Source organism: Xanthomonas sp. LMG 12461 (genome assembly GCF_009192935.1).
Classification (GTDB): domain Bacteria; phylum Pseudomonadota; class Gammaproteobacteria; order Xanthomonadales; family Xanthomonadaceae; genus Xanthomonas_A; species Xanthomonas_A sontii.
On record NZ_NQYT01000060.1, the window covers coordinates 72,560 to 91,369 of the forward strand.

Here is an 18,810-nt window from a genome sequence, read left to right on the forward strand (position 1 = left end):
GGCCTTCGGATGTCACCAACGCGCCGACATACATCGTAGCGAGGCCTGTTCCGCGGTGTTCATTGCGCAGCGACGCGGGCCGACACGTCCAGCGCCAGCAGCGCCTGCGCGGTCTGCTGCGCCTGCACCCGCAGCTCGGGGATCGCCAGGCTTTCCCACAGGCTGCCGATGCGCAGACTGCCGAGCACGCGGATGCGCGGCGTGGCGCGGCCGTCGGCGTCGAGCAGCGCGCCATCGGCGGCGCTGCCCACGCCGATGCCGTGCGGCCCCGGCTGCGCATGGCCGCAGCCGAGTAATTGGTGCAGCAGCGGATTGCGCATGGTCTGGGCGCGCAGTTCGACGCCGGTGGCGTTGATCACGCAGTGCGCGTCGAGCTGCAGCGGCGCACCGTCGGCGCCCATGCCGTTGACCTGCACGCAGGCGCCGACCGGGAACACCGTGTCCAGCCGCGCGCGGTGCAGGCGCAACTGACCGACCCGGCGCATCGCCTGCAGTTGCACGAAGACCGGCGCGGCGATGCGATGCCGGTGCACGTCCCAGTAGCGCACCACGTGGCGCAGGAAGCGGCGCTGCTCGGTCACCGACAGCGACTGCCACAGCGCCTGGCTCAGCGGGCGTATCCGGTCCATCACGCTCTGCCAGGGCCGGCCCTGCGCCTGTGCCGCGGCGGCGTGGCGACGCAGCGCGCGCACGCGCTGGCGCAACGGCATCGCCAGCAACGCCTGCGCATCGAAATCGGCCGGCGCGCCATGCGCGGCGTGCGGCAGCGGCAGCAAGGCGTGCCGCGAGACCACGTGCACCGGGCCGCGGTGCGCATTGGCCAGCAGGGTCAGCACGCTGTCGGCCATGCTCAGCCCTGAGCCGACGATGCACACCGTGGCCTCGCGCGGAACCGCCTGCAGCTGCGCATAATCCCAGGCCTCGATCCGCGACGGCGCGTCGAGACTGGGGGCGCCGCGCGCCGGCAGCGGACGCAGGCTGTTGCCCAGCGCCAGCACGGTGGCGCCGGCGTGCAGCTGTCCACCGTCGTCTAATTGCAGAATCTGACCGCCCGTCGGCTGCGGATGCAGCGCCAGCACCCGCGCCTGGCGCCATTGCAGGCGCGCCGGCCCGGCGGTCTGCGCCTGCCACAGGCGTGCGCGCAGATAGGCGGCGTAATGGCGACGCTGCACATAGGCCTCGGCCAGCGCGGCGCGCGACAGCTGCGGATACAACACCTGCTGCTGCAGCCAGTCGAGGAAGTCGTCGGGCGCCTCGGCGAAGGCGCTCATGCGCCCGGCCGTCACGTTCAACAGGTGTTCGGCGCAGGGCGTCGCATAGGCCACGCCCTGCGCCAGCGCCGGCTGCGATTCGATCAATTGCACGCGCAGCGCGGTACCGGCCTGGCGCAGCAACTGCAGCGCGACCAGCACGCCGGCCGCGCCGCCGCCGACGATGGCGATGTCGCAGTCGTCGTCGGCCGGTTCGCTGGGCACAAGCTCATTCATGCCGCGATTGTAAGGGAAGCCCCCACCGGCCCGGCCCGCGGCTGAGAACCGTGGTGCATGTGCCGGCACCGATCGCGCATGAGCGCGTCATGCGCCTGTCATCGGCATGCGTCACATCAGCGCATCGGCCAGGCGCGCGATGCCTTCGCGGCTGCGCCGCCAGGCCGGCCGCTTGCGCCAGTCCTGCAGCGTCAGCATCCGCGCGTCGGCCAGGTAGTCGGCCTCCACCGCACGCAGCCGCTGCACCACCGCGGCGCTGTAGCACAGCATGCCGACCTCGGCGTTCAATGCGAACGAGCGGATGTCCAGGTTGATCGAGCCGACCAGGGCGATGCCCTCGTCCACGCTCAGGTGCTTGGCGTGCAGGAAGCACGGCCGGTACAGCGCGATCTTGACCCCGCTGCGCAGCAGTTCGTCGTAATAGGCCTCCTGCGCCCAGGCGGTGAGCCGCTGGTTGTTGCTCTCGGACAGGATCAGTTGAACGTCCACCCCGGACAGCGCGGCGATGCGCAGCGCGCTGAGCGTGGCCTCGTCCGGCACGAAGTACGGCGTGACCATGACGATGCGCCGCCGCGCCAGATGGATCAGCGCGTTGACCGTGTCGCGGGCGTTCTCGAACGGGTACGCCGGCCCGCTGGGCAACAGCTGCGCGGCGACGCCGCCGCCGTGGATGGAGGCGGGCGCGACCACGCTCAGGCGCTGCCCGGTCTCGATGAACCAGTCGCTGGCGAACACCGCTTCCAGGTGCGCCACCACCGGCCCTTGCACCCGCGCCACCAGCTCGCGGTTGGGATGGCCGGGGACGAACTGCGGTTCGGCCAGGTTCTGCGAGCCGATGTAGCCGACGCGGTTGTCGATCACCGCGATCTTGCGGTGGTTGCGCAGGTCCATGCGGCCGCTGCGGCGCCAGCGTAGCCCGCCCGGCAGCAACGCCTGCACCTCGACCCCGGCCGCATGCAGGCGCTTGCGGTAGCGGCGCAGGCCGCGGCGGCCACCGCGCGCATCCAGCAACAGCCGGCACTGCACGCCGCGCGCGGCGGCGCGCAGCAGCGCCGCGCTCACCGCGTCGCCGACCGCGTCGTCGAACATCAGGTAATACAGCAGGTGCACACGCTCGACCGCCGCGTCGATGTCGTCGATCAGCGCCTGCAGCGAGGGCGCGTAGCGGTCGAGCAGCTCGACGCTGTTGCCGTGGGTCGGCATGAAGTCGCCCTGGCGCTCGACCAGCGGCACCACTTCGGCGACCACGGTATCGGCCGGCGGCGCCCAGCGCAGCGCGGTCAGCGGCACCTGCTGCTCGCGGATCACCTGCGAGGCCAGCGCCTGGCGGCGGACGCGCTCGCGCGACAGCCACGGGTGGCCGAGCAACAGGTACAGCGGCAGCCCCAGCAACGGCACGAAGCCCACCAGCAACAGCCAGCTGCGCGCCGCGCCCGGCGTGGTGCGGGTGGGGATCCACAACAGCGCCACCAGCCGGATCAGCCAGTCCAGCGCCAGCAGCCACGTGCCTTCCAACCAGACCGGCAGCATCGCGATCCTCGCAACCCAGGTCGCCCGATTCTGCGGACTGCGCCGGCAAACGCAACCATGGCCGCAGCGGCGGTGCGCTTTTTCCTTGTTCCAGACGCACGAAACCCGCCTTGCGGCGGGTTCCGTGTGCAACGTGAGCAGCGATCCGAGGATCAGCCGATCACTTGATCTTGCCTTCCTTGTACAGGACGTGCTTGCGCACGACCGGATCGTACTTGAGGAATTCCATCTTCCCCGGGGTGTTCTTCTTGTTCTTGTCCGTGGTGTAGAAGTGGCCGGTACCGGCCGAGGAAATCATACGGACCTTATCGCGCTTGCCTGCCATGATGCTCTACTCCTCAGACCTTTTCGCCGCGCGCACGCAGCTCAGCCAGAACGGTGTCGATGCCGTTCTTGTCGATGGTGCGCAGCGCGTGCGCGGAAACCTTCAGCTTGACCCAGCGGTTCTCGCTGGCGACCCAGAAGCGACGCTCGTGCAGGTTGGGCAGGAAACGACGGCGGGTCTTGTTGTTGGCGTGGGAGACGTTGTTACCCGTCTGCACACGCTTGCCGGACACTTGGCATACGCGGGACATTGCGCACCTCGATAGTAGTTTGGTCGCCCATAGCCTGGGAGACGGCGGCCCCGGCAGCCCTGCGGCCACCACGCGACGTGGGAAATCAAACGGTTACGCTGGGAGAGGCCGGCCGGAGATCGCGCATCCGGCCGCCGGCCCCGACCTCGTCGGGCACAGCGAGCCGCGCATTATGCAGGCGATCAAGGGCTTGTGCAAGTTGTCCACAGGACCAGGCGCCGCGCGCGGGTCCGGGCGGATGGACCAGGCGGGCGTTGCTATTGTATCCGGCGCAAGCCGCTTGCTAGCCTCGCCCGGACCATGCGCCGCCTGTTCCGTCCACTGCGTACCTCCCTGCTGATGCTGCTGCTGGCGGCGTTCGTGGTCGTGCCGGTGGCCGATGCGCTGGCCTGCGCGCTGGAGCCGGAATCGGCCGACGCCGTGCACGCGCCCGCCGCGGCGCATGCCGATGGCGAGGACAGCGACGGCAAGCATGCCGGCGCCTGCAGCCACAACCATTGCCACCACTCGAATCTGAGCCTGCCGGCGAGCACCCTCGCCGTGTTCGGCGCGCCGCGACCGGCGCGCTGGATGCAGGCCGTCGACGCTCCACCTGCAGGCGTCGTCCAGGACGGATTGAAGCGCCCACCCAGAGCGTGAGTTGAGCGTGTCCCGCGATCGCGGGTTTCCGTTTCCCTCACCTCTGGAATTTCCTCATGTCGACTCCGACACGTCGGCCGCCGCGCGCGGCCGGGCGGGTCGTCGCCGTGCTGCTGGGCCTGGCCCCGGCCGCGCTGGCGATGGCGCAGACCGCCCCTTCGTACGACACCTTGCTGCAACGTCTCGATCAACTGCCCGGCAGCCGCGTCGGCGCGGCGCTGACCGAGGCCGCCGATGCGCGCGCCGAACAGGCGCGGGCGCTGCCCAACCCGTCGCTGTCCTGGTCCACCGAAAACGCCTGGGGCAGCGGCACTTATGCGGGCACCGACCGGGCCGAAACCTCGCTGACCCTGTCGCAACCGCTGGAACTGTGGGGCCAACGCGGCGCGCGCCTCCGCGCGGCCCGCGCCGACGCCGACGCTGCGGCCCTGCGCGGCACGCAGAGCCGCAGCGAGGCCGCCGGCGAGGTGGCCTCGGCCTACGCGCTGGCCGAAAGCGCGCTGCGCCGCTACGCGCTGGCCGAGGAGGCGCTGGGCCTGATCCGCGACGACGCGGCCGCCGTCGAGGCGATGGTCGCGCAGGGCCGCGAGCCGCGACTGCGCGCGGTGCAGGCGCGCAGCGAAGTGGCCGATGCCGCTGCGGCGCTGGACGAAGCGCAGGCGTTCCGCGACACGGCGCTGGCGCGCCTGGCGGCGATCGCCCTGCTGGAGATGCCGGTGCAGTCCCTCGATGGCAGCCTGCTCGACCGCACGCCGCCATCGCCGCGCGCAACCGAGGCGGCAGCGCTGCCGGTGCGCATCGCCGCTGCGGAAGCCGAGGCCGCTGATCGCCTGGTCGAAGTGGAGCGCAAGCGTGCCCTACCCGAGCTGAGCCTGACCGCCGCGCAGACGCGGTTCCGCGAAGACCGCGCCCACGCCTACACGCTCGGCGTCAGCCTCAGCCTGCCGCTGTTCGATCGCAACCACGGCGGCATCCGTGCCGCCAGCGCCGAACGGCGCGCGGCGGAGGCACGGCTGGAGCGACAACGTCGCACCAGCGCCGCCGACCGCGTCTCCGCGCTGGCCACGCTGAAGGCCGCCGGCAGCCGCACACGCGCCGCCGACGACGGTGTGGCGGCGGCGCAGGAGGCCTACCGCCTGGCCCGCATCGGCGTCGACGCCGGTCGCATCACGCAACTGGAACTGCGCAGCACCCGTGCTGCGCTCATCGCCGCGCGCGGCATCGCCGTGGACGCGCGCCTGGCGCGCGTCGCGGCGGAAATCGAGCTGGCCCGCCTGGAAGGGCGCGCGCCGTTCATGGAGGCCCAATGAACCTGTCCCGTCCGATCTCCCTTGCCGGCAGCGTGCTGCTGGCGCTCTTGCTGGCCGCCTGCGCCGGCGACAGGCAGGCCGCCCCGGCGGTCGACGCCGCGCACCATGACTCAGCGCCCGATCCCGCGCCCAAGACCGAGGCCGGTGCCGATGCCGATGCCGATGCCGATGCCGATGCCGTCGACGTGGTGCGGCTGACGCCGCAACAGATCGCCGCCTCCGGCCTGGATGTGGTCGCGGTCGGCCGCGGCGGCGGCGCCTCGGTGCGCCTGGCCGGGCGGGTCGAACCGGCGGTGGGCGCGCGCGCCTCGGTCGCCTCGACGGTGACCGGCCGGGTCGAGCGCGTGCTGGTCGCGCCAGGCGACGTGGTGCAGGCGCAGCAGCCGCTGGCCATCGTGGTCAGCGGCGAGGCCGCGGTGTTCCGCGCCAATGCGCTGGCGGCCGCGGCCGAGGCCAAGGCGGCCGGCCTGGCGCATGCCCGCGACCGCGCCCTGGTCGAACAGGGCGTGGTCGCCCGCCAGGAGCTGGAAACCTCGCATGCGCGGGCGCTGGCGGCGCGGGCCCAGGCCGCCGCCGCGCAGGCGCAGGCCGCGGCCAGCGGGGCCCCCGATGCCAGCGGCCGCGTGCGCATCGTCAGCCCGGTGGCCGGCACCGTCGGCAGCGTGCAGGTCACGCCCGGCAGCGTGGTCGCGGCCGGCAGCGTGGTGGCCGAGGTCGCCGATCCGGCGATGAACGAGCTGGTGTTCAGCGCGCCGCCGGCGCTGGCGGCGCAGGTCGCGCCCGGCATGGCGCTGGAGGTGCGCGGGACGGGTGGCAGCTTCGCCGCCCGGGTCACGGCGGCGGCGGCCGACCTGCGCCAGCCGGGCGGCGCCGCGGTGATCCGCGCGATGCCGGTCGCTGCGCCCTTGCCGCCGGCCGGGTCGCCGGTCTCGGCGGTGCTGGTCGCCGACGGCCAGGACAGCGCGCTCAGCGTCCCCGCCGATGCGGTGCAGACCGTCGAGGGCCGCAACGCGGTGTTCGTGGCGGTCGCGGGCGGCTTCAAGGCGCAGCCGGTGCTGGTCGGGCGGCGCGCCGGCGACCGCATCGAGATCCTCGGCGGACTGCGCGGCGACGAACGCATCGTCGGCGCCAACGCCTTCCTGCTCAAGGCCGAACTGGCCAAGGGCGACGCCGACCACGGCCACTGAGGAGGCGACCATGTTCAAGCTGATCATCGACACCGCCGTGCGCCACCGCTGGCTGGTGGTGGCGCTGGCGGCGCTGCTCGCCGCCGTGGGCCTGTTCCAGTTGGGCAGGCTGCCGATCGACGCGGTACCGGACATCACCAACCGCCAGGTGCAGCTCAACACGGTGGCGCCGGCCCTGACCCCGGAGCAGATCGAGCGGCAGGTGACCTACCCGCTGGAAACCGCGCTGGCCGGCATCCCCGGCCTGACCGCGACCCGCTCGCTGTCGCGCAACGGCTTTTCGCAGGTCACCGCGATCTTCACCGATGCGACCGACCTCTACTTCGCGCGCCAGCAGGTGGCCGAACGCATGCGCGAGGCGGCCGAGGCGTTGCCCGACGGCGTGACGCCACGGCTGTCGCCGGTGACCACCGGCCTGGGCGAGGTACTGATGTGGACGGTGGACTTCACCGCGTTCAATCCGTCCCGGCTGGCCCGGCCGGGCGCGGCGGGCTGGCAGGCCGGGGAGGTCTACCGCACGCCGGACGGCGAACTGCTGCGCACGCCGCAGGAGCGCGCCACCTATCTGCGCACCGTGCAGGACTGGATCATCGCGCCGCAGATGCGCGCCAGCCCGGGACTGGCCGGCGTCGATACGGTCGGCGGCTACGTCAAGGAATACGGGGTGCATCCGGACACTGCCAGGCTGGCCGCGCACGGCCTGGGCCTGGCCGACCTGGTCACCGCCCTGCAGCGCGCCAACGTGCAGGCCGGCGCCGGCTTCGTGCAGCGCGCCGGCGAAGGCCTGGTGGTGCGCGCCGACGGCCTGGCGCTGAGCGCCGACGATCTCGCGCAGGCGCCGGTGGCCACCCGCAACGGCATGGTGGTGCGCGTGGCCGACGTGGCCGCGGTCGCCTCCGGTCGCGCCCCGCGCCTGGGCGCGGCCAGCCGCAACGGCCACGAGGCGGTGCTGGGGACCGCGCTGATGCTCGCCGGCGGCAACAGCCGCACTGTGGCGCAGGCCGCGGCCGCGCGGCTGGCGCAGGTGAACGCGTCGCTGCCGCCTGACATCGTGGCGGCGCCGGTGCTGGACCGCAGCGTGCTGGTCAACGCGACCATCAGGACCGTGGCCAGGAACCTCACCGAGGGCGCGCTGCTGGTGGTGGTGATCCTGTTCCTGCTGCTGGGCAACCTGCGTGCGGCCGCGATCACCGCGCTGGTGATTCCCTTGTCGTTCCTGTTCGCGGTGATCGGCATGCACCGCTTCGGCATCAGCGGCAACCTGATGAGCCTGGGTGCGCTGGACTTCGGCATCCTGGTGGACGGGGCGGTGATCGTGATCGAAGCGACCCTGCTGTTGCTGGGCCAGCGCCGCGCCGCGCTGGGCCGTGCGTTGAGCGCGACCGAGCGCCTGGGCGTGGCCGCCGAGGCGGCGCGCAAGATGGCGCGGCCGGCGGCCTTCGGCCAGTTGATCATCCTGCTGGTGTTCGCGCCGATCCTCACCCTGGAAGGCGTGGAGGGCAAGACGTTCCAGCCGATGGCGGCCACCTTCATGCTGGCCCTGGTCGGTGCGTTCCTGTTTTCCTTCACCTTCGTGCCGGCGATGGCCGCGCTGTTGGTGCGCGAGCCGACGCTGCAGGACGAGGCGGCGCATGCAACCGACGACGCGCACGAAACGCGGCTGCTCCGCGCACTGCGCACGCGCATCGCGCCGGTGATCCGCGCGGCCGTCGCGCATCCGCGCACGGTCGCCGGCGGTGCGGTGGCGATGCTGCTGGCGGGCGTCGGCGCGTTCGCGCTGCTGGGCCGCGAATTCATGCCGACGCTGGACGAAGGCAATGTGGCGATGCAGGCGCTGCGCGTGCCGTCCACCTCGCTGGAACAGTCGCTGGCGATGCAGCTGGCGCTGGAAAAGGCCATCGCCGCGCAGCCGGAAGTGGCGACGGTGTTCTCGCGGACAGGCACCGCCGAGGCGGCGATCGACCCGATGCCGACCAACATCTCCGACAGCGTGATCGTGCTCAAGCCGCGCAAGGACTGGCCCGATCCGGCGCTGGACAAGGAGCGACTGGTGGCCCGCCTGGAGGCGCTGGCGGGGCAGCAGCTCGGCAACAGCTTCGAGTTCAGCCAACCGATCGAATTGCGCTTCAACGAACTGATCTCCGGCGTGCGCACCGACCTGGCGGTGATGATCTTCGGCGACGACTTCGGCCAGTTGCAGAAGGTGGCCGAGCAGATCGCATCGACGCTGCGCGCGGTGGAGGGCGCGGCCGACGTGCGGGTCGAGCAGATTTCCGGGCTGCCCACGCTGGATGTGACCATCGACCACACGGCGGCGGCACAGGTCGGGCTGAGCGCGGCCGACGTGAGCGACGCGCTGGCCACCGGCATCGGCGGCCGCGCCGCCGGCAAGATCTTCGAGGGCGACCGTCGCTTCGACGTGGTGGTGCGGATGGACGACGCCGCGCGCAACGACCCGGATCAGTTGGCCGCGCTGCCGATCGCCACGCCGACCGGACAGGTGATCCCGCTGTCGTCGGTGGCGCGCATCGCCGTCAGCGAAGGGCCGAACCAGATCAGCCGCGACAACGGCAGCCGCCGCGTGGTGGTGCAGGCCAACGTGCGCGGCCGCGACCTGGGCGGCTTCGTCGGCGCGGCGCAGGCTGCGGTGGCCGACGTGCCGTTGCCGCCCGGTGCCTACCTGGCCTGGGGCGGCCAGTTCGAGAACCTGCAGCGTGCCGAGCGGCGGCTGGCGACCGTGGTGCCGGTGGTGTTCCTGCTGATCGGCGGCCTGCTGTTCATGGCTCTGCGCAGCGTCAAGGAAGCGGTGCTGGTGTTCAGTTGCGTGCCGCTGGCGCTGGTCGGCGGCCTGCTCGCCCTGCTGCTGCGCGGCATGCCGTTCTCGGTGTCGGCCGCGGTGGGCTTCATCGCCGTCTCCGGCGTGGCCACCTTGAACGGCCTGGTGCTGATGCAGGCGATCCGCGAGCGCCTGGAGGCCGGCGACCTGCCGCTGCAGGCGGCGATCGACGGCGCGGGCAGCCGCATCCGCGCGGTGTTGACCACCGCGCTGGTCGCGATCGTCGGTTTCATTCCGATGGCGATCGCCAGCGGCTCCGGTGCGGAGGTGCAGAAACCGCTGGCGACGGTGGTGATCGGCGGGCTGATCACCGCCACCGCGCTGACCTTGCTGGTGTTGCCGACGTTTGCCGCACGCGTGGCCGGGCCGCGCGTGGCGGGCTGATCCAGCACAGGCCGGCGCGCTTCTCGCGGGAAGCGGCGCCGGCCTGCGCGGCGGCGGTCAGGCCTTCTTCTTGCGCGCGGCGATGTAGGCGCGGATCTGCTGCTGCAGCACCGGCAGCGGCACCGAGCCCTGCTGCAGCACCGCGTCATGGAAGGACTTGATGTCGAAGTCAGCGCCGAGTTCGCGCTCGGCCTCGGCGCGCAGATCGAGGATGGTCAGCTCGCCGAGCTTGTAGCTCAACGCCTGGCCCGGCCAGGAAATGTAGCGGTCGACCTCGGTGGTGACCTCGTGCTCGCTGAGCGCGGTGCGCTCGCGCAGGTAGGCCTGCGCCTGCGCGCGGGTCCAGCCCTTGTGGTGCACGCCGGTATCGATCACCAGGCGGCAGGCGCGCCACATCTCGTAGCTGAGCCGGCCGAAGTCCTCGTAGGGCGTGGCGTAGATGCCCATCTCCTTGCCCAGCTTCTCGGTGTACAGCGCCCAGCCCTCGCCGTAGGCCGAAATGTAGTTCTCGCGGCGGAACGCCGGCTGCGCGCCCTGCTCCTCGGCCAGCGCACCCTGCAGCGAATGGCCCGGCGAGGATTCGTGCAGGGTCAGCGCCGGCAGGTTGTACAGCGGCCGCGACGGCAGGTCGTAGGTGTTGAGCCAGTAGGTGCCGACGCCGCCGCGGCCGGCGGTCCAGAACGGGGCGATGTCCGCCGGCACCGGCACGATGGTGAAGCGCCCGCGCGGCAGCGTACCGATGAACTTGCCGACCTCGCCGTCCACGCGCTTGGCGATCCATGCGGCGCGATCGAGCAGTTCCTGCGGGGTCTTCACGTAGAACTGCGGATCGGTGCGCAGGAACTGCAGGAACGCCGGGAAGGTCTTCTGCCCGGCCGGCGCGTGAAAGCCGACCTGCTGGATGATCGCGTCCATCTCCTTCTGGATCCGCGCCACTTCGCGCAGGCCGAGCTGGTGGATCTGCTCGGGGTCCATGTCCAGCGTGGTGTACTCGCGGATCTGCTGCCGGTAGTAGGCCTTGCCGTCGGGCAGGGCTTCGGCCGCCAGCGTGGTGCGCGCCTGCGGCATGTACTCCTGGCGATAGAAGGTCAGCAGTTGCGCGTAGGCCGGGATCACCTTGTCGCGCAGCGCCGCCTGCGCCTGCGCGCGCAGCTGCGCCTGCTCGGCGGCGGGAATCTGCGCCGGCATCTGCTTGAACGGCGTGTACAGCACCGCCGCGGTCGGATCCTTCAGTTCGGCCACGGTGGCGATGGCGCCATCGCGGCCGTCGAGCACCGCGCGCGGCACGCTGAAGCCGCGCTTGAGCCCGGCGCGCATGTTGTCGGTCTGCTGCGCGAAGTAGCGCGGCACGTCCTCCAGCCGCGCGATGTAGGCGCGGTACTCGTCGGGCGTGCGCAGCGTGCGCCGGGCCATGAACGCCAGGTCCGACCAGAACGCGCTGTCGGAATTGAACGGCATTTCGTAGGCGCGCAGGCGCACCGACGCGGCCAGGTTCTCCACCTGCGGCCGGTACACCGCCAGGTTGACCTGGTTCTCGGGCGAAAGCTGGGTCGCATCGAGCGTGTCCAGCTGCCGCAGCACGTCCTCCCACACCTTCAGGCGCGCCGCCTGCGCCGCCGCGCCGACGTCGGGCAGATGGGTGTTGTCGCCACTACTGTCGCTGTCCTCGTCGGCCTGGCCGAGCTGCGCCTGGCGCCAGGCCCACTCCTTCTCGTAGATGGCCTGGAAGCGCGCATCGGCGGCGCTGGCGTTGGCCGTGGCCGGCGCTGCGCTGGACGACGCCGACGACGGCGGTGCGGCCAGTGCGGGTGCGGCCACGGCAAAAGCGAGCAGCAGGGAAACGGCCAGCGGGGTCTTGGCGAGCATGGGCATGGGCGGCACACGGCGGGAACGGATCGTCGATGATCGCATCACCGCCCGGCCTGGCGGGTGGGCCGGAAGTCCTGTGTGGGGCGATGCAGGGAACGGAGACGCGCCTCGCAGCGGTGTACCGGGCTGCAACTCAGGAACTGCATCGCTGGCCTAGCTATAGCTGTAGCTGTAGCTCTGGCTGGATGCGGCTGCGGCTGCGGCTGCTGCCGCTGCCGCTGCGCAGGATGGCTTCCCATTGTGGGAGGGACTTCAGTCCCGACGCGCGGTCGCTCCGCCTGCGACAGCATCCAGCAGCAACTGCAGCCATTGCAGCGGTCGCAGGCCTGCTGGTGCCGACATCGACCATGCGACCGCAAGCCTCACCGTCGGTCTGCACGGCATCACGCCGTCGCACTTGCACCCGAGCATGATGCCGCGCACGGCGCGGTAACGGCTGGACACAGCCACACCGCATCCCAGTACGGGTAGTCGCCGACGCGGCGAACCAGCCCTGCGCGCAACGGGTTGGCGACGATGTGGCGCGCGGCCGGCAGCAACTGCCGCGTATCGCGCAGTGCGCGATCGTGGAACCCCTCCATCCACACCGCGCCGCCACGGCCGCGCGCGTGATTGGCTGACCTCGCGGCGCGGCCCTTGGCCTCGCGCATGACGGTTGGCAGAGCAGCACCGCGCTCGAGGATGACCAGCCCATGCCAGTGATCGGGCATCAGCACCCAGCACAGAAGCTGCGCGCCGGCCCAGGTATCGGCATGGCCCAGGCAGGACGCGGCTGCCCATGCGCAGCGCCAGTCCTCGAACAGGCGCTGGCGCTGCCAGGTCACTGTGGTGACCAGATAGATGCGTCCGGTCTCGCTCCAGCGTCCTGCACGAAGCGCGCGGTAATCTCGGGGAATTCTGCTGTGCATGACGCCAGGGTTGCAGGGCGGATCATGCGGGACCATCGGGGATCGATCGGTACAGGCGTGGGGAAACTCACAGGCGTGGCGTCAGAAAGCCGGTGCTCGCTGCTGTGTGAAGCAGTGGGCGGCACTACCGAGACCTGGAAGATTCACGCGTCGGGACTGAAGTCCCTCCCACATGTGGAGCCTTGGCGTCATCGGCGGCAATGACGGTAGAACCACTGAGGTGTGGAAGATGCCCGCGTCGGGACTGAAGTCCCTCCCACAGTGGCGGGTCGCGATCGGGGAGTGTTACGCGCCGCCTGCGATCATGCGCCGCCTGCAATCGCGCGCAGCGGCACCGCGCTCAATGCGAGGCGCGGTCGCGGTGCCAGCCGCGGTGCTTGATGTCCAGGTACAGGCTGTAGAAGGCGGTGAAGGCGGGGAACAGGTTCTGCAGCACGCCCACCGAGTCCTGCTTGGCCGAGAACATGAAGTAGCTCAGCGTCATCAGGCTGCCGACCACGCTCATGTACCAGAACAGGCGCGGGATCACCGGCTTGCCAGCGCGCTTGGAGGCGACGAACTGCACCAGCCAGCGGCCGCCGAACATCAGCGCGCCGACGTAGCCGATCAGCTTCCAGCCGGTGACGTGCAGCCCGGTCCAGTACAGCGCCTGGATCGGTTCGTTGAGGAAATGCGCGTCCATCTCAGCGCTCCTGCACCGCGGTGCGGCGGCTGCGCGCGATCAGCCAGGCCACGCCGCGCAGGTCGCGGATGCCGACCAGGGCGCGGTTGAGGTTGTTGTACTTGGAGACGCCGGAGGTGCGGTGACGGTGATTGACCGGCACGCTCAGGGTCTGCCAGCCGGCGCGCTGCATCAGCGCCGGCAGGTAGCGGTGCATGTGGTCGAAGTACGGCAGGTCCAGGAATGCCTCGCGCTCGAACAGCTTGATGCCGCAGCCGGTGTCCGGGGTGTCGTCGCGCAGCATGCGCGCGCGGATCGCGTTGGCCCACTTGGACGCCCAGCGCTTGCTGCCCGAATCCTGCCGCGACACCCGCCAGCCGGCGAACAGCTTGACCAGCGGCTCGGCTGCCTGGCGCGCGGCCAGCAGCTTGGGGATGTCGGCCGGATCGTTCTGGCCGTCGCCGTCCAGGGTGGCGATCCACAGCCCGCGCGCGGCCTTGACGCCGTTGCGCACCGCGGTGCTCTGCCCGCTCTGGCTGACATGGTGCAGCACGCGCAGCTCCGGCGTGGACGCCTTCAGCCCTTCGAGCACCGCCAGGGTGTCGTCGCGCGAATGGTCGTCGACGTAGACGATCTCGAAATCGATCGCGCCGCGCAGCGCGGCGACGATCTCGGCGACCAGCGGCGGCACGTTGTCGCGCTCGTTGAACACCGGGACGACGACGGAGAGGGAAAGCTGGCTCATGGATTCGGCAAGGCTGGGCGCGGGGCGCGCGTGGGGGAAAAAGCGGCAGGCATTGTGCCGCGGACCGATGATCCGCGGATGAAGCGTCAGGCGGCGGCGCCGAAATACTCCCGGCACCAGGCCACCACCTGCGGCAGGCCGACCTCGATCGGGGTGCTCGGATCGAAGCCGAACGCGGCGTGGGCCCGCGCAGTATCGGCCATCGTCTCGATCATGTCGCCCGGCTGCATCGGCCGATACTGTTTCTCGGCGCTGCGCCCGGCGGCGTCCTCGATCACCGCGATGAAGCGCTCCAGTTCCACCGGAGTGTGATTGCCGAGGTTGAACACGCGGTGCGGCACCGGCTCGCTGGAGGGGTGATCGAGCGCGCCGAGCACGCCGGCGACGATGTCGGCAACGAAGGTGAAGTCGCGGCGCATGCGGCCGTGGTTGAACACCTCGATCGGGCGCCCGGCCAGCACCGCGCGGCTGAACAGCAGCGGCGCCATGTCCGGACGGCCCCAGGGGCCGTACACGGTGAAGAAGCGCAGCCCGGTGGCGCGCAGGCCGTACAGCTGCGCATAGGTGTGCGCCATCAGCTCGTTGGCGGCCTTGGTCGCCGCGTACAGCGAGCGCGGCTGGTCGATGCGCTGGTCCTCGGAGAACGGCGGCGTCGCCGAATCGCCGTACACCGAGCTGCTGGAGGCATAGACCAGATGCTCCACGCCGCGGTGCCGGCACAGCTCCAGCATGTTGACGAAACCGACCAGGTTGCTGTCGACGTAGGCGTAGGGGTTCTGCAGCGAATAGCGCACCCCGGCCTGCGCGGCCAGGTGCACCACGCGGGTCGGCTGCACCTCGTCGAACAGCGCGGCCAGGCCGTCGCGGTCGGTCAGGTCCAGGGTGCGGATGTCCGCGTTCGCGCACAGCGCGGCGACGCGGTCGCGCTTGAGCTGCGGGTCGTAGTAGTCGTTGTAGTTGTCCAGGCCCACCACCAGTTGCCCGGCGGCGCGCAGCGCACGGACGGTGTGGGCACCGATGAAGCCGGCGGCGCCGGTGACGAGGATGGGCATGGCGAAAGTCCTGGAAAGCGTGGAACGGCGTGCGCGGTGTGTGGATCGGAACGGCAGGTCAGAACAGCCCGAAGCGCTTGCGGGCGACATTGGGCCGGGCGGGATCGATCACGTCCTGCAGGCCCTTGGCGTCGAAGCGGTCCATCAGCGCCTCGGCGCCCTTCTTCAGCTTGAGCGCCATTTCTTCCGGATACAGCGGCACCAGGGTCATGAACACGATGGTCTTGTCGGCATCGACGACCAGTTCCCCAAACGCCTCGGGCGTGCTCACCGGCGGCAGCACGATCGCCCCGTCGAAGCCGACGCCGGGCGCGTACGGTTCGGCCGGGTGACCATTGGGCACGGTGTGGCCGAAGCCCAGCCAGGTGTCGTACTTGTGCGGCAGCCGCGCCAGGGTCTTGAGCAGGCGCAGCGGCCAGTAATGGCGCTCATCCTGGAAATCGTCCTGGGTGATCGGCCAGTCGGGCGGCAGGGTCAGCATCAGCTCCATGAAGCGCGGTGCCCCCACGCCCTCGGGCACGGCCATCGGCAGGTCGCTCATTCCCGAGGTGACCAGCCGCAGATACGGCACCTCGTCGGTGGCGGGCACCACGTGCACATCCAGGTGCACGGTGTCGGAGATGATCTCGTGCAGCACGCCGGCGACCGACCCCAGGTGGCGTTCGATGTGCGCGCCGATCTGCTCCAGGCAGGACTCGCCGCTCGCCAGCGCGAACGGTTTTTCCTCGCGGTGGTGCAGGATCGGGCTGCCGCCCGGGCTGATCTGCGTGTCCTCGTTGCTCATGCAATGCTCCGGTTGCTGGCCAGCGCCGCGGCGCGCGGCCTCAGCGCAGGGTCAGCGGCGCGTCCTTGGCCAGCGCCGCCTTGCGCTCCTTGCTGAATTCCCACCACGGACGCGGCGTCTCGCCCTGCATGAAGCGCACGATCGACAGGAACACGTCGATCACGCAGTGGTCGTGCACCACGCCCGTGCGCAAGCACAGCTGCGCGTACATGTCGTAGGGATCGCGGCCCTGCAGATGCGCCGGCACGCGGATGCCGATCAGGCGCAGGTCCTTCTCGCAGGCCGGCCCGACGTTGGGCAGGTCGGTCAGGCGCAGCAGGTGGTGACGGTCGACCTTGCTGGGATGCATGGCGGGGACGGTCCTGGCGGACGCGGGCGGCGGCGCTCAGGCCTGCCGCGGGCGCAGTTTCTCGAGCACGCCGTCCAGCGTGTCCAGGTCGGTGTAGTGGATCACCAGCTTGCCCTTGCCGCCGCGGCCATGGGCGATGGACACCTTGGTCCCCAGCGACTCGGACAGCTCGGTTTCCAGCGAGGCGATGTCGGCCTGCGGCGCGGTGCGCGCCGGCTTGGCCTTGCGGTTGCTCGGCACCTTGCCGGCGGCGAACTGCTGGGCGCGGTGCTCGACCTCGCGCACCGACCAGCCCTGGTCGGCGGCGTCGGAGGCCAGGCGGCTGGCCAGCTCCGGCGACAGCGTCAGCAGCGCGCGCGCATGGCCCATCTCCAGGCGCCGCGCTTCCAGCAGCGCGCGGATCGCCGGCGGCAGTTCCAGCAGGCGCAGCAGGTTGGACACCGACGCGCGCGAGCGGCCCACCGCCTCGGCGGCCTCGGCGTGGGTCAGCGAGAACTCGTCGATCAGCCGCTGCAGCGCCTGCGCCTCTTCCAGCGGGTTGAGGTCCTCGCGCTGGATGTTCTCGATCAGCGCCATGGCGATGACGGTGCGATCGTCCAGCTCGCGCACCACCACCGGCACCTCGCTGAGGCCGGCCAGCTGCGAGGCGCGCCAGCGGCGTTCGCCGGCGACGATCTCGAAACTGCCCGGCGCCAATTCGCGGGCGACGATCGGCTGGATCACGCCCTGCGCCTTGATCGACTCGGCCAGCTCCTGCAGCTTGGCCTCGTCCATCTCCTGCCGCGGCTGGTACTTGCCCGGCTGCAGCTGCCCGACCGGCAGGCGGCGCAGGCTTTCGCCAGGCTGCACTTCGGCGGTGGGCACCGGCGCGGCCGCGCCCTTCGGCCCCAGCAGCGCTTCCAGGCCACGGCCGAGGCCGCGCTTCTTCGCTCCGAGGGCGGGGGGCTTGGCGCTCATCAGATGGTCTCCATGGCCGGCATCGGCCGATTGCGTTCGTTGCGGCGGCGCACGATCTCGCCGGCCAGTCCCAGGTAGGCGACGCCGCCGCGCGAGGTGCGGTCGTAGCCGACGATGCTCTGGCCATGGCTGGGCGCCTCGGCCAGGCGCACGTTGCGCGGCACGATGGTGCGGAACACCTTGTCGCCGAAGTGGTTGGTCAGCTCCGCCGATACCGCGTTGGCCAGGTTGTTGCGCACGTCGAACATGGTGCGCAGCACGCCTTCGATCTCCAGCGCCGGGTTCAGCTCGGCGCGCAGCGCCTCGATGGTCTCCAGCAGCGCGGTCAGCCCTTCCAGCGCGTAGTACTCGCACTGCATCGGCACGATCACCGAGTCGGCGGCGGTCAACGCGTTCAGGGTCAGCAGCGACAGCGCAGGCGGGCAGTCGATCAGGATGAAGTCGTAGGCCTCGCGCAGCGGCGCCAATGCGGTCTTCAGCCGCTGCTCGCGCGCCGGCTGGTCCATCAGCTGGATCTCGGCGGCGGTGAGATCGATATTGCCCGGCAGCAGGTCGAAGCCTTCCGGCGCGGTCACCCGGATCTGTTCGGCGCTGCTCTCGCCGAGCAGCACGTCGCAGGTGGAGGCGGCCAGCTCGCGCTTGTCGATGCCGCTGCCCATCGTCGCATTACCCTGCGAGTCCAGGTCCACCAGCAGCACGCGCTGCGACTGCCGCGCCAGCGACGCGGCCAGGTTGACCGCGGTGGTGGTCTTGCCGACGCCGCCCTTCTGGTTGGCGATGGCGATGATGCGGGCCATGCGGGAGCCTCGTCGGCGATGGGGTGGGACCGGGCATTATGCGGTCACAGCCCCCCCTGGCGGAAATCGGGGCCGGCCGCGGCCGCCGCTCAACCGCGCTCGACCACTACCAGGTGGCGGTCGGCGCCCAGGCCGGGGACCTGCAGCGGGTGCACCGTCGGCGCCACCCAGCCCGGCGGCAGCGCGGCGATCTCCTCGTCCGGGCGTACGCCCTTCATCGCCAGCAGGCGCCCGCCCGGGCGCAGCAGGTGGCCGCCGACGGCGACGATGCCGGCCAGGGTGTCCAGCGCGCGTGCGGTCAGCAGGTCGTAGGCGCCGGCCTCGTCCAGCGCCTCGGCGCGCGACTCGGCCACGCGCGCGTTGTCCAGGCGCAGCTGGCGTACCGCCTCGCGCAGGAACCGCGCCTTCTTGCCGTTGCTTTCGACCAGGGTCACCCGCAGCTGCGGCCGCGCGATCGCCAGCGGAATGCCGGGCAGTCCCGGGCCGGTGCCCAGGTCGGCCAGCGCGCCCTCCTGGGCGAACGGCTGCATCGCCAGCGAATCCAGCAGATGGCGGGTCACCATCTCGTGCGGGTCGCGGATCGCGGTCAGGTTGTAGGTGCGGTTCCAGCGCGTCAGCAGCGCCAGATAGGCCAGCAGCGGCGGCGCCAGCGCGGCCGCGTCCAGGCCTTGCGCGTGCAGGCCCTGTTCGAGCGCGACGCGGACGGAATCGGGAAGAGAGGCATCGGTCATCGGCGGATT

The 18,810-nt window shown here is 71.2% G+C and carries 18 protein-coding genes; 4 read left to right on the top strand and 14 right to left on the bottom strand.

Annotation, left to right across the window (positions count from 1 at the left end):
* Nucleotides 1-59 precede the first annotated feature (59 nt).
* The 4 genes from CEK68_RS15485 to rpmB form a co-directional block, all read right to left on the bottom strand.
* Nucleotides 60-1,487: an FAD/NAD(P)-binding protein gene (locus CEK68_RS15485; protein ID WP_152239909.1), complete on the bottom strand. Its 1,428-nt coding sequence runs from the start codon at nt 1,485-1,487 to the stop codon at nt 60-62.
* A 111-nt stretch (nt 1,488-1,598) separates the two neighbouring features.
* Nucleotides 1,599-3,017, bottom strand: coding sequence for a cardiolipin synthase (gene cls, locus CEK68_RS15490; protein ID WP_152239910.1), 1,419 nt, complete (start codon nt 3,015-3,017; stop codon nt 1,599-1,601).
* A 160-nt stretch (nt 3,018-3,177) separates the two neighbouring features.
* Nucleotides 3,178-3,345: a 50S ribosomal protein L33 gene (rpmG, locus tag CEK68_RS15495; protein ID WP_169411268.1), complete on the bottom strand. Its 168-nt coding sequence runs from the start codon at nt 3,343-3,345 to the stop codon at nt 3,178-3,180.
* 10 nt (nt 3,346-3,355) lie between these two features.
* The gene (rpmB, locus tag CEK68_RS15500) at nt 3,356-3,592 is read right to left on the bottom strand and encodes a 50S ribosomal protein L28 (protein WP_010342733.1); all 237 of its coding nucleotides are present in this window, start codon (nt 3,590-3,592) and stop codon (nt 3,356-3,358) included.
* 300 nt (nt 3,593-3,892) lie between these two features.
* On the opposite strand from rpmB, the gene CEK68_RS15505 reads away from it, so the two are divergent.
* From CEK68_RS15505 to CEK68_RS15520, 4 genes are read left to right on the top strand one after another with little or no spacing between them, the layout of a single operon-like run.
* A complete protein-coding gene (locus tag CEK68_RS15505; protein WP_152239911.1) occupies nt 3,893-4,231 on the top strand; it encodes a hypothetical protein in 339 nt (112 codons plus the stop codon).
* 56 nt (nt 4,232-4,287) lie between these two features.
* The gene (locus CEK68_RS15510) at nt 4,288-5,541 is read left to right on the top strand and encodes a TolC family protein (protein ID WP_152239912.1); all 1,254 of its coding nucleotides are present in this window, start codon (nt 4,288-4,290) and stop codon (nt 5,539-5,541) included.
* Entirely contained in the window at nt 5,538-6,728 is a 1,191-nt protein-coding gene (locus tag CEK68_RS15515; RefSeq protein ID WP_152239913.1) for an efflux RND transporter periplasmic adaptor subunit, read from the top strand. Before CEK68_RS15510 ends, CEK68_RS15515 begins: the two co-directional genes overlap by 4 nt.
* Nucleotides 6,729-6,738: 10 nt before the next feature.
* On the top strand, nt 6,739-9,948 hold the full coding sequence (locus CEK68_RS15520) for a CusA/CzcA family heavy metal efflux RND transporter (RefSeq protein WP_152239914.1): 3,210 nt from the start codon (nt 6,739-6,741) through the stop codon (nt 9,946-9,948).
* Nucleotides 9,949-10,005: 57 nt separating this feature from the next.
* Here CEK68_RS15520 and CEK68_RS15525 read toward each other — a convergent pair whose 3' ends face one another.
* From CEK68_RS15525 to rsmG, 10 genes are all read right to left on the bottom strand, one after another.
* A complete protein-coding gene (locus tag CEK68_RS15525; RefSeq protein WP_193314222.1) occupies nt 10,006-11,820 on the bottom strand; it encodes a DUF885 family protein in 1,815 nt (604 codons plus the stop codon).
* Between the two features lie 380 nt (nt 11,821-12,200).
* On the bottom strand, nt 12,201-12,725 hold the full coding sequence (locus CEK68_RS15530; protein WP_226977907.1) for a transposase: 525 nt from the start codon (nt 12,723-12,725) through the stop codon (nt 12,201-12,203).
* 340 nt (nt 12,726-13,065) lie between these two features.
* On the bottom strand, nt 13,066-13,407 hold the full coding sequence (locus CEK68_RS15535; protein ID WP_152181456.1) for a lipid-A-disaccharide synthase N-terminal domain-containing protein: 342 nt from the start codon (nt 13,405-13,407) through the stop codon (nt 13,066-13,068).
* A 1-nt stretch (nt 13,408) separates the two neighbouring features.
* Nucleotides 13,409-14,131, bottom strand: coding sequence for a glycosyltransferase family 2 protein (locus tag CEK68_RS15540; RefSeq protein WP_043093826.1), 723 nt, complete (start codon nt 14,129-14,131; stop codon nt 13,409-13,411).
* Between the two features lie 86 nt (nt 14,132-14,217).
* Nucleotides 14,218-15,183 carry an NAD-dependent epimerase/dehydratase family protein gene (locus CEK68_RS15545; RefSeq protein ID WP_017908745.1) on the bottom strand — a complete coding sequence of 322 codons (966 nt, stop codon included), beginning with the start codon at nt 15,181-15,183 and terminating at the stop codon, nt 14,218-14,220.
* A 58-nt stretch (nt 15,184-15,241) separates the two neighbouring features.
* Nucleotides 15,242-15,967 carry a suppressor of fused domain protein gene (locus CEK68_RS15550; protein ID WP_150410184.1) on the bottom strand — a complete coding sequence of 242 codons (726 nt, stop codon included), beginning with the start codon at nt 15,965-15,967 and terminating at the stop codon, nt 15,242-15,244.
* Nucleotides 15,968-16,007: 40 nt separating this feature from the next.
* A complete protein-coding gene (locus CEK68_RS15555; RefSeq protein WP_017908743.1) occupies nt 16,008-16,316 on the bottom strand; it encodes a helix-hairpin-helix domain-containing protein in 309 nt (102 codons plus the stop codon).
* A 36-nt stretch (nt 16,317-16,352) separates the two neighbouring features.
* Nucleotides 16,353-17,273 carry a ParB/RepB/Spo0J family partition protein gene (locus CEK68_RS15560; protein WP_010342746.1) on the bottom strand — a complete coding sequence of 307 codons (921 nt, stop codon included), beginning with the start codon at nt 17,271-17,273 and terminating at the stop codon, nt 16,353-16,355.
* Nucleotides 17,273-18,070 carry an AAA family ATPase gene (locus CEK68_RS15565; protein WP_017913880.1) on the bottom strand — a complete coding sequence of 266 codons (798 nt, stop codon included), beginning with the start codon at nt 18,068-18,070 and terminating at the stop codon, nt 17,273-17,275. Before CEK68_RS15565 ends, CEK68_RS15560 begins: the two co-directional genes overlap by 1 nt.
* A gap of 89 nt (nt 18,071-18,159) precedes the next feature.
* Nucleotides 18,160-18,801, bottom strand: coding sequence for a 16S rRNA (guanine(527)-N(7))-methyltransferase RsmG (rsmG, locus tag CEK68_RS15570; protein ID WP_043093832.1), 642 nt, complete (start codon nt 18,799-18,801; stop codon nt 18,160-18,162).
* Between the last annotated feature and the right edge of the window lie 9 nt (nt 18,802-18,810).